The organism is Streptomyces sp. NPDC040622 (genome assembly GCF_055593965.1).
Genome location: NZ_JBVIXD010000002.1, coordinates 333929 through 349204, shown reverse-complemented (window position 1 = coordinate 349204; position 15276 = coordinate 333929). Strand labels below are relative to the sequence as shown.

Annotated in this window: 9 protein-coding genes and 1 riboswitch; of the genes, 5 read left to right on the top strand and 4 right to left on the bottom strand. The window is 72.8% G+C overall.

What is annotated here, in order from left to right; all coding sequences use genetic code 11:
- Positions 1-60: 60 nt before the first annotated feature.
- Both ACZ592_RS06000 and ACZ592_RS05995 read right to left on the bottom strand, forming a co-directional pair.
- Positions 61-2586, bottom strand: coding sequence for a DUF5682 family protein (locus ACZ592_RS06000; RefSeq protein WP_471580272.1), 2526 nt, complete (start codon positions 2584-2586; stop codon positions 61-63).
- A complete protein-coding gene (locus tag ACZ592_RS05995) occupies positions 2583-3785 on the bottom strand; it encodes an ATP-binding protein (RefSeq protein ID WP_471580271.1) in 1203 nt (400 codons plus the stop codon). Before ACZ592_RS05995 ends, ACZ592_RS06000 begins: the two co-directional genes overlap by 4 nt.
- Positions 3786-3938: 153 nt before the next feature.
- Between ACZ592_RS05995 and ACZ592_RS05990 the strand changes: the two genes are divergently transcribed.
- Together ACZ592_RS05990 and ACZ592_RS05985 are read left to right on the top strand one after the other, a co-directional pair.
- A complete protein-coding gene (locus ACZ592_RS05990) occupies positions 3939-5291 on the top strand; it encodes an SWIM zinc finger family protein (RefSeq protein WP_471580270.1) in 1353 nt (450 codons plus the stop codon).
- Positions 5292-5314: 23 nt separating this feature from the next.
- Positions 5315-6943: a DUF5691 domain-containing protein gene (locus ACZ592_RS05985; protein WP_471580269.1), complete on the top strand. Its 1629-nt coding sequence runs from the start codon at positions 5315-5317 to the stop codon at positions 6941-6943.
- A gap of 381 nt (positions 6944-7324) precedes the next feature.
- Here the strand turns inward: ACZ592_RS05985 and ACZ592_RS05980 are convergent, their stop codons facing one another.
- Positions 7325-7735 carry a cobalamin B12-binding domain-containing protein gene (locus ACZ592_RS05980; RefSeq protein ID WP_471580268.1) on the bottom strand — a complete coding sequence of 137 codons (411 nt, stop codon included), beginning with the start codon at positions 7733-7735 and terminating at the stop codon, positions 7325-7327.
- A gap of 434 nt (positions 7736-8169) precedes the next feature.
- Between ACZ592_RS05980 and ACZ592_RS05975 the strand changes: the two genes are divergently transcribed.
- Both ACZ592_RS05975 and ACZ592_RS05970 read left to right on the top strand, forming a co-directional pair.
- The gene (locus tag ACZ592_RS05975) at positions 8170-9096 is read left to right on the top strand and encodes an esterase/lipase family protein (protein ID WP_471580267.1); all 927 of its coding nucleotides are present in this window, start codon (positions 8170-8172) and stop codon (positions 9094-9096) included.
- Positions 9097-9346: 250 nt separating this feature from the next.
- Positions 9347-10861, top strand: a complete 1515-nt coding sequence (locus ACZ592_RS05970) for a M23 family metallopeptidase (protein ID WP_471580266.1) — start codon at positions 9347-9349, stop codon at positions 10859-10861.
- A 50-nt stretch (positions 10862-10911) separates the two neighbouring features.
- Here ACZ592_RS05970 and pcrA read toward each other — a convergent pair whose 3' ends face one another.
- Entirely contained in the window at positions 10912-13410 is a 2499-nt protein-coding gene (gene pcrA / locus ACZ592_RS05965) for a DNA helicase PcrA (RefSeq protein ID WP_471580265.1), read from the bottom strand.
- 299 nt (positions 13411-13709) lie between these two features.
- Positions 13710-13865: riboswitch (cyclic di-AMP (ydaO/yuaA leader) on the top strand.
- Between the two features lie 8 nt (positions 13866-13873).
- Here pcrA and ACZ592_RS05960 point away from each other — a divergent pair.
- Positions 13874-15070, top strand: a complete 1197-nt coding sequence (locus ACZ592_RS05960; RefSeq protein WP_471580264.1) for a C40 family peptidase — start codon at positions 13874-13876, stop codon at positions 15068-15070.
- Positions 15071-15276 lie beyond the last annotated feature (206 nt).

Here is a 15276-nt window from a genome sequence, read left to right as displayed (position 1 = left end):
CCCCGGCCGCCCCGGCCGCCCCGGACGCCCCGGACGCCTCGTGAACACCCCTCGCCCCACTCATCCCGCCGCCCCCACAAGGTCGTTGCCGCTCGTCATTCCTGTCCCTGTGCTGGTTCCCGTCTCCCAGCTCCCCCGTTCCGCTTGCGTTTCCGCTGTCGCGTGCGCCTCCGTCCCGCTCGTCGCACCGAGCAACAGCAGCACGATCGGCACGACGGCGTCCGCGCGCGCGGCGTCGAGCTCCCCGGCGAAACCGGGCACTCCGCCCCCGTCGCCGCCCGCCGCGGGCCCGCCTGTCCGCGCCGGCCCGCGCCGCACCAGCTCGCCCAACGTGCGCCGCACCCCGGGCTCGTACGCCGAGAACGTGCGCCGCAGCAACGGCAGTACGTCGGTGAAGGCGTCGTCCGACACCCCGCTCAGCCAGTCGTCGACCAGGCCGAGCAACCGCGCGTCGTGCACGAGCAGCATGCCGCCGCCGGAGCCGCCCCCGACGAACCCCTCGATCCAGGCGGCCCCTTCGGCGGGGTCGCTCCCCCGGGAGAGCGCGAGCCCCATGAGCCGGGCCACGTCCTCGTCCCCCAACGCCCCGCCGTCCAGCAGCAGCCGCACGCACCGCCCCCGGACCACGCCCGCCACGCTGTCCCGCTGCCCCAGCACCCGCAGGACGGCGTACCACCGCGCCCGCACGTCCGCGCCGCGCCCCGCCGTTCCAGCCACGCCGGAACCGGCCCCCGAACCGGGCCCGGGGTCAGGCGCGGGGTCAGGCACGGGGTCAGGCCCGGGGTCAGGCCCGGGGTCCGCGGCAAGCTCCCCCAACAGCCCCACCGCTGCGTGCACGGCGTCCACATGCCCCCGCATGGCCACCGCCGCGTCCGCGTCGAGGCCGGCGCACGCGGGCGGCAGCCCGACGAAGACCCGCTCGGCGAGGCCTTGGGCGACCTCTCCGAGAGCGGCCGTGTCCGTGCCCCGCACGTCCCCGTACCGCAGGGAGCGCACCAGCGCGGGCAGTGCCTGCGCGAGGTGCCCGACGTCCGTGTCCAGCGCCGCACGGTCCGCCAGCACCCGCATCACCACGGGCAGCGCGCCCGAAAGATCCGCCAGCAGACACCGCTCGGCGAGCGCGGTGACGTCGGCGAGGACCACCGCCCCGACCGCGTCCGACGACGCCTTGCCCGTGGCCGCGCCCAGCACCGTCGTGCCCCAGACCCCCGCCTCCGCGACCCGTACGGAGAGCTCCGGCTCCCACCGCAGCCGCCAGGTCTCCCGGAACGTGCCCGTGCTCCCCCGGGACGCCGTCTGCTCGCCCCAGCCGATGCCGAGCAGTCGCAGCCGGTGCAGCAGCCGGCTGCGCGCGGCGTCCGTGTCCTTGCGGAGGTCGAGCTCCAACTGCCGCTCGGCGGCCTCCGGTTTGAGCCGCAGGGTGCGCTGCAGCCGCGAGAGGTCCCGCTGCAGGGGCACCGCGGGCGCCGCCGCCGGCACCTCTCCCAGCACGTCCCCGACGACGAGCCGGTCGTGCACGAGGGCGAGCGGCACGTCGGAGCCCTCGCACATCACCGCCCGCACGGCGTCGGTCGTCTCGGTGAGCCCGGCCAGCGGCCGCCCGCGCATCGCGGCCAGCGTGCCGGCGAGCCGCACCGCTTCGATGACGTGTGCGGACGAGACGAGCCTGTCCTCGTCGCGCAGCAGCCCCGCGACCTTCGTCATCCAGCGCTCGACGGGCCGGTCGGGGGCGTGGAACAGGTGGCCGTACCAGCCGGGGGAGGCGATTCCCGCGCCGTACCCGCCGGCCCGGGAGAGCCTGCGGTGCGTCCACGGGACCCACGTCATCTCGGCCTTCACCTTGGGCAGCCCCTTGAGCAACGCCCGGTCGGCGGCCACGGCGGCCTTCCGACGCAGCGCGGGGACGTGCCAGGCACCGCACACGACGGCGATCCCACCGTGCCCGAACTCCCGTTGCGCGGCCCGGATCTGGAGCCGCATGTACGCCTCGCGCACCAGGTCGCGGCGGTGCCCGCCGTCCCCGTAGGCCTCGCGCAACGCTTCCATCGCGTCGCCCAGCACCTCGAACGGCGCGAACGCGTCGCCGTCCGGCCCCCGGTGCTCGACGACGTCCTCCCACCAGCGCTCGGGGTCGTCGTACCCCGCGGTCTCGGCGAGGACCCCGATGGGATCGACGCGCACGGCCTCCCCGCTCCCGGCCTGCCCCTGCTCCTTCCCGCCGTCCTGCTCCTCCCCCTCGCCCTCGTCCTCGGTGCGCGCGGCGAGCGAGTGTGCGGCCGGCAGGTCGATGAAGCGCACCGGCACCCCCTGCCCGAGGGCCCACCGGAGGGCGACCCACTCCGGGGAGAACTCCGCGAGCGGCCAGAACGCCGAACGGCCCGGCTCGTCCACCACGTGCGCGAGCAGCGCGACCGGCGGTCGCATCCCTTCGTCGGCGGCGAGCGGCACCAGGGCGTCGGCCTCCGGAGGACCCTCGACGAGGACGACGTCGGGCCGGGCCGCGTCGAGCGCGGCCCGCACCGCGCGCGCGGAACCGGGACCGTGGTGCCGCACCCCGAGCAGCAGCGGTTCCTGTCCGCTCGTCATGCGCTCACCTCGCGGCACGCGCGGTAGAAGTCCTTCCAGCCGTCGCGCTCGCGTACGACGGTCTCCAGGTACTCCTGCCAGATGACGCGGTCCGCCGCCGGATCGCGCACGACGGCGCCGAGGATGCCGGCCGCGACGTCGCCGGGGCGCAGGACGCCGTCCCCGAAGTGGGCCGCCAGGGCGAGACCGTTGGTGACCACGGAGATCGCCTCGGCCGTGGACAGAGTGCCGCTGGGCGACTTCACCTTCGTACGACCGTCCGCGGTGACGCCGTCGCGCAGCTCCCGGAAGACGGTGACGACACGGCGTATCTCGTCGATGCCCTCGGGGCCGGTGGGCAGGTCGAGCGAGCGGCCCATCTGGTCGACGCGGCGCGAGACGATGTCGACCTCGGCGTCGGCGCTCTCCGGCAGCGGCAGGACGACGGTGTTGAAGCGGCGGCGCAGGGCGCTCGACAGGTCGTTGACGCCGCGGTCGCGGTCGTTGGCCGTGGCGATGAGGTTGAATCCGCGCACGGCCTGCACCTCCTGCCCGAGCTCCGGGATCGGCAGGGTCTTCTCCGACAGGATCGTGATCAGCGTGTCCTGCACGTCGGCGGGGATGCGGGTCAGTTCCTCGACGCGTGCCGTCATGCCGTCGGACATCGCCCGCATGACGGGGCTGGGCACGAGCGCGTCGCGGCTGGGGCCGTGTGCGAGCAGCTGCGCGTAGTTCCAGCCGTACCGGATGGCTTCCTCCGGGGTGCCCGCCGTGCCCTGCACCAGCAGCGTCGAGTCGCCGCTGACCGCGGCGGCGAGGTGCTCGGACACCCAGGTCTTCGCGGTGCCGGGGACGCCGAGCAGCAGTAGGGCGCGGTCGGTGGCGAGTGTGGTGACGGCGACCTCGACGATGCGGCGCGGTCCCACGTACTTCGGCGTGATCACCGTGCCGTCGGGCAGCGTGCCGCCGAGCAGGTACGTCGCGACGGCCCACGGAGAGAGGTTCCACCGCCGGGGCCTCGGCCGGTCGTCCTGTGCGGCGAGCGCGGCGAGTTCGGCGGCGAAGGCGTGCTCGGCGTGCGGCCGCAGCGCCTCCTCGCCCCCGGTGGAAGCGGGCACGGAACCTGTTGCGGCAGCGGGCGCGGAAGCCGTTCCCGAACCGGCTGCGGGCGTGGGCCCATGCGCGGTCGCGGACGTCGTCGAGTCGACGGAAACGGTCATGGAGCGATCCCCCTCCAGCTCGTCCGGGCGCATCTGGCCCGGATGTGTCTCCACCGTGCACCACGCCACTGACAATCGACCGTCGCACACCCCTGACCTGCGCGAACACCCGGCGCCGAGCCGATTGTCAGTGGCGGCACCTACCTTCGGGACATGACTCAGCAGGGGGTGCGCTGGACGGCGGATCAGGTGCTCGCACTGGCTCCTGACGCCCCGTCACGCAAGGCGGGAAGCAAACTCGGCGTGGCAGGACCATGGTCGGAGGCGGGCAGTTCTGGCGAGGGGACGGTGTGGGGGCTGTGCAAAGGCAGTGGAAGCAGGCCGTACCAGACGGTCGTCGACATCGCGGGCCCGGCGGGCCCGGCGTACAAGTGCAGTTGCCCGAGCCGCAAGTTCCCGTGCAAGCACGCGCTGGGGCTGCTGCTGATCTGGGCGGGCGCGGACGGCACCGTGCCGGAGGGCGGCGAGCCGCCGGACTGGGCCGGGGAGTGGCTGGAGTCGCGCCGCAAAAAGGCGGAGGAGAAGCGGAGTTCGGCGGCGGCGCCCGCGGCCTCGGCCGATCCGGAGGCCGCACGTAAGCGGGCGGAGAGGCGCGCCGAGCGGATCACCGCGGGGGTCACGGAGCTGGAGCAGCGCCTGTCCGACCTGCTCCGCGGCGGCACGGCGGCGGCCGAGCAGGCGGGGTACGCCCTGTGGGAGGAGACGGCGGCCCGCATGGTCGACGCCCAGGCCCCCGGCCTCGCCGCGCGCGTGCGGGAGTTGGGATCCATACCCTCCTCCGGCCCGGGCTGGCCGGTCCGCCTCCTGGAGGAGTGCGCGCTGCTCCACCTCCTCGACCAGGGCTGGCTGCACCGCGACCGGCTGCCGCCCGAGCTGGCCGCCACGGTCCGCTCCCGTGTCGGCCTGCCCGCACAGCCGGCCGGCAGACCGGTGCGGGACCGCTGGCTGGTCCTCGCGCAGTACGACACGGCGGACAGCAGACTGACCACCCGCCGCATCTGGCTGTACGGCACGGACTCCGGCCGCACCGCGCTCCTCCTCTCCTACGGGGCGGCGGGCCGCGCACCCGCGCTGGCGCTGCCGGTGGGCCTCGCGCTCGACGCCGAGGTGACCGGATACCCGGGAGCGGGACAGCTGCGCGCGGAGGTGGGCGAGCAGTTCACGGCACCGGCACCGACGACCGACCGCCCGCCGGGCGTACGGACGGACGAGGCCTCGGCCACGTACGGCGAGGCGTTGCGCGACGACCCCTGGCTGGACTCCTGGCCGGTGACGCTCGCCGACGTGATACCCACCCAGGACGAAGGATCCTGGCAACTGGCCGACGCGAGAGGCGACTCGGCCCTTCCCCTGACTCCGTCCGCCCTGGGACGGCCGGGCCTGTGGCGCATGGTCGCCCTCTCCGGAGGCGCACCCCTGACGGTGTTCGGGGAGTGCGGCCACCAGGGCTTCACCCCGCTCGCGGCCTGGCCGAAGGACTCGGGAGAGACGGTATCGCTGTGCTGACAGACGCACGCCGGGAGGCAAACGTGCCCACCACACACCCCTACTGCTCGGCCGCCCCCCATCCCGCGTGGGACGACCTGGTCACCGCGGCCCTGCTGGGCACCGACCGCCGTGCGCTGCCGGACGAGCTCCAGAAGCCCGGCACGGAGGCGCCGGCCGCCCTCCTGGACGCGGCGGCGATACAGACGGTGCGCCGCAGGGCAGGCCTGCGCCCGGCCCCGGCCGCCGCCCCTCCCCCGCCGGCGGCGGACGATCCTCGACCGCAGGTGCCGCCCGCCGCCAGGCGCAGGCTCACGGCCCTGCTCACCGACCAGCCAGGGCCCGGCGGCGGCCGGCGGGGCGCGGCACCGGACCTGATGGAGTTGCTGCCCCAGTGGCTGGCCCTGGCCAACGCACGGGGGTACGCCGCACCGCCGGAACTGCTCCCCGCGCTCCTGACCGCGGCACGCGGCCGCACGGACCTGCGCCCTCAGGCCCTCACCTTCGCGGGCCCGAGGGCCCTGTGGCTCGCCCGCCTGAACCCCGACTGGAAGTTCGCGCTGCGCGCGACACCGGGCGGCGGAGTGGCCCTCCCCTCCACCGACGACACCGCCACGATCCGGCAGCTCTGGGAGGAAGGGCTCTTCGCCGAACGCGTCGCGCTCCTCACCGCGCTCCGCACCCACCACCCCGGAACCGCCCGGGACCTGCTCGTCTCCACCTGGCCGACGGAACGGGCGGAGGACCGCCTGATGTTCCTCGACTCGCTGCGCACGGGCCTGTCCGCCGAGGACGAGCCGTTCCTGGAGCAGGCCCTGACCGACCGCAGCCGCAACGTACGCGCCACGGCGGCGGAGCTGCTCTCCGCGCTCCCCGCATCGGCCCTGGCGGGCCGCATGTCGGCACGCGCGGCCTCCTGCGTGGCCGTCGACCACACCTCGGACACCCCGACCCTCACCGTCGAGGCCCCGCACGAGTGCGACGCGGGCATGGAACGGGACGGCGTCACCCCGAAGCCCCCCGCAGGCCGCGGCGAACGCTCCTGGTGGCTCGGCCAGTTGGTGGAGGCGGCCCCGCTCTCGACCTGGCGCCCCCGGCTCGGCAACCGCACCCCGGACGAGATCGTGGCACTTCCGGTGGCCGACGACTGGCGCGGCGAACTGCACGCGGCCTGGTGCCGCGCGGCCGTACGCCAGCGGGACGCGGCCTGGTCCAGAGCACTGCTCGGCACCCCGGCCTCGCCCGACGCGGCGGGCCCGGGCGCGGTGTCACTGGCCGAGCGCGCCAAACTCCTCGCCTCCCTCCCGGCCCCCGAACGGGCGGACTGGGTGGCGGGTTTCATCGCGGCGCACGGCCTGTCGGAGGCGTTCCAACTGCTCGGCGTGTGCGCGGTCCCCTGGGCCGAGCCCCTGGGCCGCGCGGTGGTCGACTCCCTGAACATCGCACGGGACGCGGGCAGTTACCCGTGGAGCTTCAGCGGAGTGATGGGCCTGGCGGAACGCTGCCTGGACCCGGCGGAGGCAGTCCGCCTCGAAGCGCTGACGGCCCTGCAGGACGAGCCGGAGGACGCGTCCCCCGGAGCGGGCAGCTACTGGTCGGAAGCGTTCCAACGCCTCGTCACCACACTCCGCCTACGCAAAGCGATCCACACAGAACTCACCCCACCCACCTGACCCCACAGCACACGCGGGATCGCCACGTACGCACCCAAGGGACCGCGCGTAAACGCCCCACCAGCCGACACCCACGTACGCACCCAAGGGGCCGCGCGTAAACGCCCCACCGGGCCGCACCCACCTAACCGGCCGGAGGGGGCGCGGGGGTATGTGCGCACGGAGCACCGAGCGGACTGTGGCGTCTTTGTTCGTGCAGCGCGGCGCAGGGATAGCGAGTACGTACATACCCCCGCGACCCCGCCCCACAGACGAACCCCAGGGGCGCGGGGAACTGCGCGACCAGCCACACCACACCCGCACCCGAAAGACGAACACACCCCACCCACCCCACTCCACCCCACCCACCCCAAACCGCTCAGGGCCCAGGGGCCAGAACCCTCAGGCCACCTCCCGCACATTCCCCCGAACCCACTCCACGATGGACGCAGTCGTCGCCCCCGGCGTGAAGATCTCCGCGACACCCTTCTCCTTGAGCGGCGCGATGTCCGCCTCAGGAATGATGCCGCCGCCGAAGACCTTGATGTCCTCCGCGTCCCGCTCCTTCAGCAGCTCCAACACCCGCGCGAACAACGTGTTGTGCGCCCCGGACAGGATGGAGAGCCCGATCGCGTCGGCGTCCTCCTGGATCGCCGTGTCCACCACCTGCTCGGGCGTCTGGTGCAGCCCGGTGTAGATGACCTCCATACCCGCGTCCCGCAACGCCCGCGCGATCACCTTCGCCCCGCGATCGTGCCCGTCGAGCCCCGGCTTGGCGACCACCACGCGGATCGGCCCGGCTGCCACACCCATCACTGCCTCCATGTACCGATATCCGTACCGACGACTACCCACAACAGTGTGTCCCCGGTACCGATACCCCGCACCGCACCGGCCGGGGAAGTGAACGAACGTTATCTTCAGCATCGCGCAAGCGGCAGTTTCGCGGTGGAGAGCGAGGGGGAAATCACACGGTGGGACACGTTCGCTGCGCGCCCATCCGTTGCCCAGGGGCTCACGCTCCGCATCCGGACCGGCGCGAGGGGAGCCGCAACGAGATCGCCGGACCACCGCGCCGGACCACCGTGCGGCGTGGTGACAACCGCGCATCGGCGATGCAACGGGGGCACGGAGTCACCTTCGGGGTGGCCCGGACCGCCATCGCACAGTCGACTCCTCGGCCACGACTCCCCCTAGGGCACACGGGGGACAGAGCCGTCCTCCGTGCGCCACACGGGAGGTCGACGATGCCGGTCACAGGGGGCCACCCCTTTCGCCCGCTCAGCTCGCTGCTGCCGAAAATCCTCGGCCTCGCCCCACTCTCCGCGCTGCCCCCACTCCCCTCACTACCGGCCCTGCCCGCAGTGCCCGCCAAGGTCGCCGGCCTCTCCGTGGCCCTCCTGAAGGCGACCGCCCTGGAGCTGACGATCCTCGCGGGCCACCTCCTCCTCTACCCCTCGGGCATCACCCAGGAACGCAGGCAGGCCCCGGTCCAGCCGCCCCCCGGCGCCCCGCGCCTCCCCCCGGACGGCAGGCCCCCGGTCCTGCTCCTGCACGGCTTCATCGACAACCGGTCCGTCTTCGTACTGCTGCGCCGCGCACTGACCCAGCACGGCGGCCGCCGCGTGGAGACCCTCAACTACTCCCCGCTCACCTGCGACATCCGCACCGCCGCCGAACTGCTCGGCCGCCACATCGAGGAGATCTGCGAGCGCACGGGACACGCCCGGGTGGACGTCGTCGGCCACAGTCTCGGCGGCCTGATCGCCCGCTACTACACGCAGCGGCTCGGCGGCGATGCCCGCGTACGCACCCTCGTCACCCTCGGAACCCCGCACTCCGGCACCCGCGTCGCCCGCCTCGCGGACGCGCACCCGATCGTCCGGCAGATGCGTCCCGGCTCCGACGTGATCGAGGAGTTGAAGGAACCGGCCCCCGGCTGCCGCACGCAGTTCGTGTCTTTCTGGAGCGACCTGGACCAGATCATGGACCCGCTGGAGACAGCCTGCGTGGACCACCCCGACCTGCTCGCGCAGAACATCCGCGTGACCGGCATCGGCCATCTCGCGCTGCCCGTGCACCCAGCGGTCGCGAGCGGCATACGTCAGGCACTCGACCTGGCGAATCCGGGAGCCGACGCGAAGAGCGCACCGGGTGGACTCACGGTCGCCTGACACCGACCCACGGTCACCGACGGAGCGGACCCACCCGGCCCTCGTCCGCCCCACACATCCACCCGACGCACCCACATCTATCGAACGAGCGTCGAACGCAAGGCCAAAGCTCTGCCCGCAGTCCGCCGAAAGACGGCCGAATGCCCGTTTCCTGAGACCACGAAACCTGCCGAAGATTGTCGCGCCCGTATACCGCCGGGTACAGTCGCCGCACTGCTCTGCCCCTGCTGCCGAGGCGAAAGAGAAGTTGGTGAACGACCGTCACCCGTCGGGGAGCTCGACACCCCCGCTCTCGGCACCCGGCGCCGACTACCCGCACTACGCGACGTACGACCACCCCAGTGCCCAGCACAACGGCTACGGCTATGACGCGTATGCGACCGGCAGCTTCGAGACCCCGGGTCTCGACACCACCGGGCTCGACACCACCGGTTTCGACACCGGGAGCTTCTCCACCGGCGGTTACGACACGGGGACCTTCGCGGCCGACCCCCTCTTCGGCGACATGCCGGGCGCTCAGCACGACACCGGCCAGTGGGCGACCACCACGGCCCCCCAGCAGACCCTCGCCCACGACGCCTACGCCGCGCAGTACTACGCCGCCACGTACGACAGCGGCAGCTACGACGTGTGGTCGACCGGCGGCTACCAGCAGCTCGCCGACATCCCGTCGCAGCCGGGTCCCGACTCCACGGGCCAGTGGGACACCGCCGCCTGGGACCAGGCACCGCAGACCGGCCAGTGGGACACCCAGGCCTTCCACGCGGGCGACACCGGCGACTTGGGTGACACGGGCGCGTACGACGCCACGGCGTGGAACTCCGCCGACGACGCGCCAGGAGCGCACGCGGCCCCCGAGGCGCACCAACTCTCCGACCAGTACGAGACCGACGCCGAATCCGGCGTCCCGTACGGCGACGAAGCCCCGCACGAGCACACGGACCCCGAGCCGGCCACGGACTCCCCGAGCGTCGCTCCCCGGGCGTCCCGCGGCAGGAGCGGCGGATCCGCGGGCGGCGGCCGCTCCAGGACCCGCCGCCGCACCCCCGCCAAGCGCTCCGCCCTCTTCACCATCGCGGTGCCCTCGGCCTGCGTGATGGGTGTCGCCGGGGTGGCCGCGGCCTCCGTCGGCGACTTCGGCGGCGGGGACGACGAGAAGACCACGACGGCATCGGCTCCGGACGCCACGTCCGTGCAGCCCTCGGCCGCCAACAACAAGCTGGACACCCAGCTCGCCAATCTCTCCGCGGACGCGGGCGACTTCGCGGACCGCGCGAGCCGCACGCAGGAGCGCATCGACCTCAAGGCCCAGAAGGAGGCCGCGGAGAAGAAGGCGGCCGCCGAGGCCGCCCGCAAGGAGCGACTGCGCCCCAAGTTCTCCCTGCCGGTGAAGCAGCACGGCCTGAGCGCGTACTACGGCCAGGCCGGCGTCAACTGGATGTCCGCGCACTCCGGCATCGACTTCCCGGTGTCGTACGGCACGGAGGTCCTCGCCGCCACCGACGGCACGGTGTCGACGAAGTGGAACAGCGCCTACGGCAACATGGCGATCGTGACCGCCAAGGACGGCACGGAGACGTGGTACTGCCACCTCTCCACGCACAAGGTCTCCAGCGGTCCCGTCAAGGCCGGCGACCCCATCGCCTTCTCCGGAAACTCCGGCAACTCCACCGGCCCGCACCTGCACTTCGAGGTGCGGCCCGGCGGCGGCTCGGCGATCGACCCGCTGCCGTGGCTGCGCAGCCACGACCTCGACCCGACGTAACTCCGGCCGCCGCCCGGGGCGTCAGCGCCCCCGGCGCCGACGCCCCCGCGTCACAGCTTCTCGACCGGCGCGTACCGCAGCAGCAGGCGCTTCGGCTTGGGCTCGCCGAAGTCCACCGTCGCCTCCGCGTTCGCACCCGTTCCCTTCACCCCGACCACGGTCCCGAGGCCGAACTGGTCGTGCGTGACCCGGTCGCCGACGGCGAGCGCGACCACCGGCTTCTCCGTGGCCCGGCGCGTGGCGAAGCCCTGCGCGCCGCCGGAACGCGAGCGCGAGGACGACAGCGACGAGGCGATCCCCGCGGCAGGACCCGACGAGGCGAGCGCGCCGACCGAGCCGGTCCGCTTCCAGTCCAGATGCGTGTCCGGGATCTCCTCCAGGAAGCGCGAGGGCGGGTTGTACGACGGCTGGCCCCAGGCGCTGCGCATCGAGGAGCGCGTCAGGTAGAGCCGTTCACGCGCGCGGGTGATCCCCACGTACGCGAGGCGACGCTCCTCCTCCAGCTCCTTGACCTGCCCGAGGGAGCGCATGTGCGGGAAGACGCCGTCCTCCATGCCGGTCAGGAACACCACGGGGAATTCGAGGCCCTTGGCGGTGTGCAGGGTCATGAGCGTGATGACTCCGGAGCCGTCGTCCTCCTCGTCGGGGATCTGGTCGGAGTCGGCGACCAGGGCGACGCGCTCCAGGAAGTCGGAGAGCGTACCGGCGGGGGCGGCGCCCTCCCCGCCCTCTGTCTGCCCCTCCGACTCGCCCTCCGCCTGGGCGTTCTCCTGCTCGAACTCCAGGGCCACGGCGGCGAGTTCCTGGAGGTTCTCGATGCGCGTCTCGTCCTGCGGGTCGGTCGAGGCCTGCAGCTCGGCGAGGTAGCCGGTGCGCTCGAGCACCGCCTCCAGGACGACGGCGGGGCCCGCGCCGGACTCGACGACGGTGCGCAGCTCTTCCATGAGCGTGTTGAAACGCCGGACGGCGTTGGTCGAGCGGGCCGCCATCCCGTAGGCCTCGTCGACGCGGCGCAGGGCCTGCGGGAAGGAGATCTTCTCGCGCTGCGAGAGCGCGTCGATCATGGCTTCGGCCCGGTCGCCGATGCCCCGCTTGGGCACGTTCAGGATCCGGCGCAGCGGGACGGCGTCCTCGGGGTTGGCGAGGACGCGCAGGTACGCGAGGACGTCGCGGACTTCCTTGCGCTCGTAGAAGCGGACGCCGCCGACGACCTTGTAGGGCAGGCCGACGCGGATGAAGATCTCTTCGAAGACACGGGACTGGGCGTTCGTGCGGTAGAAGATCGCCACGTCGCCGGACTTCGCGTCGCCCGCGTCGGTGAGGCGGTCGATCTCTTCGGCGACGAACTGAGCCTCGTCGTGCTCGGTGTCGGCGACGTACCCGGTGATGCGGGCGCCCTCGCCCTGGTTGGTCCACAGGTTCTTGGGGCGGCGGCTCTCGTTGCGCTCGATGACCGCGTTCGCGGCGGTCAGGATCGTCTGCGTGGAGCGGTAGTTCTGCTCAAGGAGGATCGTCGTCGCGTCGGTGTAGTCCTCCTCGAACTGGAGGATGTTGCGGATGGTGGCGCCGCGGAAGGCGTAGATGGACTGGTCCGCGTCGCCCACCACGCACAGCTCGGCGGGGTCGTCGCCCTCCCCTCCGGAGGGGCCGACCAGCTCGCGCACCAGCGCGTACTGCGCGTGGTTGGTGTCCTGGTACTCGTCGACCATGACGTGCCGGAAGCGGCGGCGGTAGTGCTCGGCGACGTCCGGGAAGGCGCGCAGCAGGTGGACCGTCGTCATGATCAGGTCGTCGAAGTCCAGCGCGTTCGCCTCGCGGAGGCGGGACTGGTACATCGCGTAGGCCTGGGCGAGGGTCTTCTCGAAGCCGTCGGCGGCCTGGCCCGCGAAGTCCTCCTCGTCGATCAGCTCGTTCTTCAGGTTCGAGATCTTGGCGCTGAAGGACTTCGGCGGGAACTTCTTCGGGTCGAGGTCCAGGTCACGGCAGACCAGGGCCATCAGGCGCTTGGAGTCCGCGGCGTCGTAGATCGAGAAGGAGGACGTGAAGCCCAGCTTCTTGTACTCACGGCGGAGGATGCGGACGCAGGCGCTGTGGAAGGTCGACACCCACATCGCGTTCGCCCGCGGGCCCACGAGCTGCTCGACGCGCTCCTTCATCTCGCCCGCGGCCTTGTTGGTGAAGGTGATCGCGAGGATCTGGCCGGGATGCGCACCGCGCTCGGCGAGGAGGTAGGCGATGCGGTGGGTGAGCACGCGGGTCTTGCCGGAGCCGGCGCCGGCCACGATGAGCAGCGGGGAGCCGGCGTGCACGACGGCGGCGCGCTGGTTCTCGTTCAGCCCGTCCAGGAGTGCCGCCGGGTCGATGACCGGGCGCGGGGCGCCGTCGCGGTAGTGCGAGTCCCGGGTCATGGGCGCGTCGAACTTCCCGTCGAACAAGTCGTCCGGAATGGGTTCCGGAGTGTTGTCCTCGGGCGGCGGCGGGGGCGCTTCGTCCGTGGCCCGGGAAGGCTGCAGGTCCGCCAGGAAGCTGTCGTCAAAGAGGCTGCTCATCGCCTCCCGAGTCTAGGCGGCCCCACTGACAACCCGCTGCGGGTTCCGGCCACACCGTGCTCCCCGCGCGGATCCGGGCCGTCTCGCGTGCGCGATTCCGTGCGCCGGAAGGCCCGCCCCCTACGCCGAGCCCGCGGACGATCACACTCCGCTACGCGATTCCGTGTCCGCGTCAAGAGCCTCGGAACATCACGAAAATGTATCGGGCATATCGCGCATCAACCTTCACACGGGCCACACGAGTTGGCTAGCGTGCTGCGCGGGCTGCTCGTACCCCTCCGGCGAACCCCGCCGGGACCGGGCCGCCCCCGCCGAGTCCGACCCGCTCGGAGCCGGGGACCCACCAAGACCTTGGGGTGAATCGGTCCCGTACGCGGTACGGGACCGTAGGGCAACCTTCCGGATCATCCGCCCGAACCCGACAGCTAACCCGGTAGGCGGTCTACGGAAGGAGTCGCCTCCCTTGGCGTCGCACCGCAAGCCGCGGAGCCGGTCGGCCGGCCTTCGCACCGCCCCCGCCCTCGGCATCACGACGGCCGCCCTCACCTCCGTCGCCCTCCTGTCGCAGAGCGCGCAGGCAGCGCCCTCCGCACCGGCCAGGCCCAGCCTCGAAGAGGTCCAGAAGAAGGTCGACGAGCTCTACCGGCAGGCGGGCGTGGCCACCCAGAAGTACAACTCGGCCAAGGAGCGCACCGACAGGCAGCGCAAGAAGGTCGACCACCTGCTCGACGACGTGGCCGAGCGCACCGACAAGCTCAACGACGCCCGCAAGGAGCTCGGCTCCTTCGCCGCCGCGCAGTACCGCACCGGTGCCGTCTCCGAGACGGCCACGATGATGCTCGCCAACGACCCGCAGGGCTACTTCGACCAGAACCACCTGGCCGACCGGCTGACCACGCGCCAGAAGAAGGCGGTCGACGACTACCAGACGCAGCAGGCGTCGGCGACCAAGCAGCGCACGAAGGCCGCGAAGAGCCTCGAGACCCTGACGGACTCCCGGGACGACCTCAGGACGAGCAAGCGGACCGTCCAGCGGAAGCTGGGCGACGCGCGGGAGCTCCTGTCGAAGCTGACGGCGCAGGAGAAGGCGCGGCTCGCGGAGATCGAGCGCAAGAAGAAGCAGGAGGCCAGGCGCAAGGCCGAGAAGCTGGCCCGCGAGCAGGCCGCGGAGGCCGAGCGCAAGCGCGAGGCGGAGGAGGCGGCCCGGCGCGACAAGGAGAAGGACGGCGGCCAGGACTCCGGTTCGGGTTCCGGTTCCGACGCGGGCCCGGGCTCGGGCGCCGGCTCCGGGAGCACGGACGGCGACTACGCCACCAAGGCCGCGAAGGTCATCGACTTCGCGGAGGCCCAGATCGGCAAGCCGTACGTCTGGGGCGCGTCCGGCCCCGACTCCTACGACTGCTCCGGGCTCACCCAGGACGCGTGGAAGGCCGCGGGCATCTCCCTACCGCGCACCACGTGGGACCAGGTGAAGGTCGGCACGACCGTGAAGACCTCCGACGCCAAGCCGGGTGACCTGGTGTTCTTCTACGACGACATCAGCCACGTGGGGATCTACACCGGCAACGGCAAGATGATCCACGCCCCGAAGCCGGGCGCCAACGTCCGCGTCGAGTCGATCTACTACATGCCGATCCACAGCGTGGTGCGGCCCGCGTGACGGCGGGTCCCGCCTGAGCGCCAGTCCCGCCTCACGGAGAAAAAGACCCTCTACGCGCGCGGGGGGGGGGGGGGGGGGGGGGGGGGGGGGGGAGAGGGGGGGGGGGGGGGGGGGGGAAGGGGGGGGGGGGGGGGGGGGGGGGGGGGGGGAGGGATCTTAAGAGGAGGGGGGGGGGGGGGAGGCGGGGGGTGGGAGTGTTTTCCTCT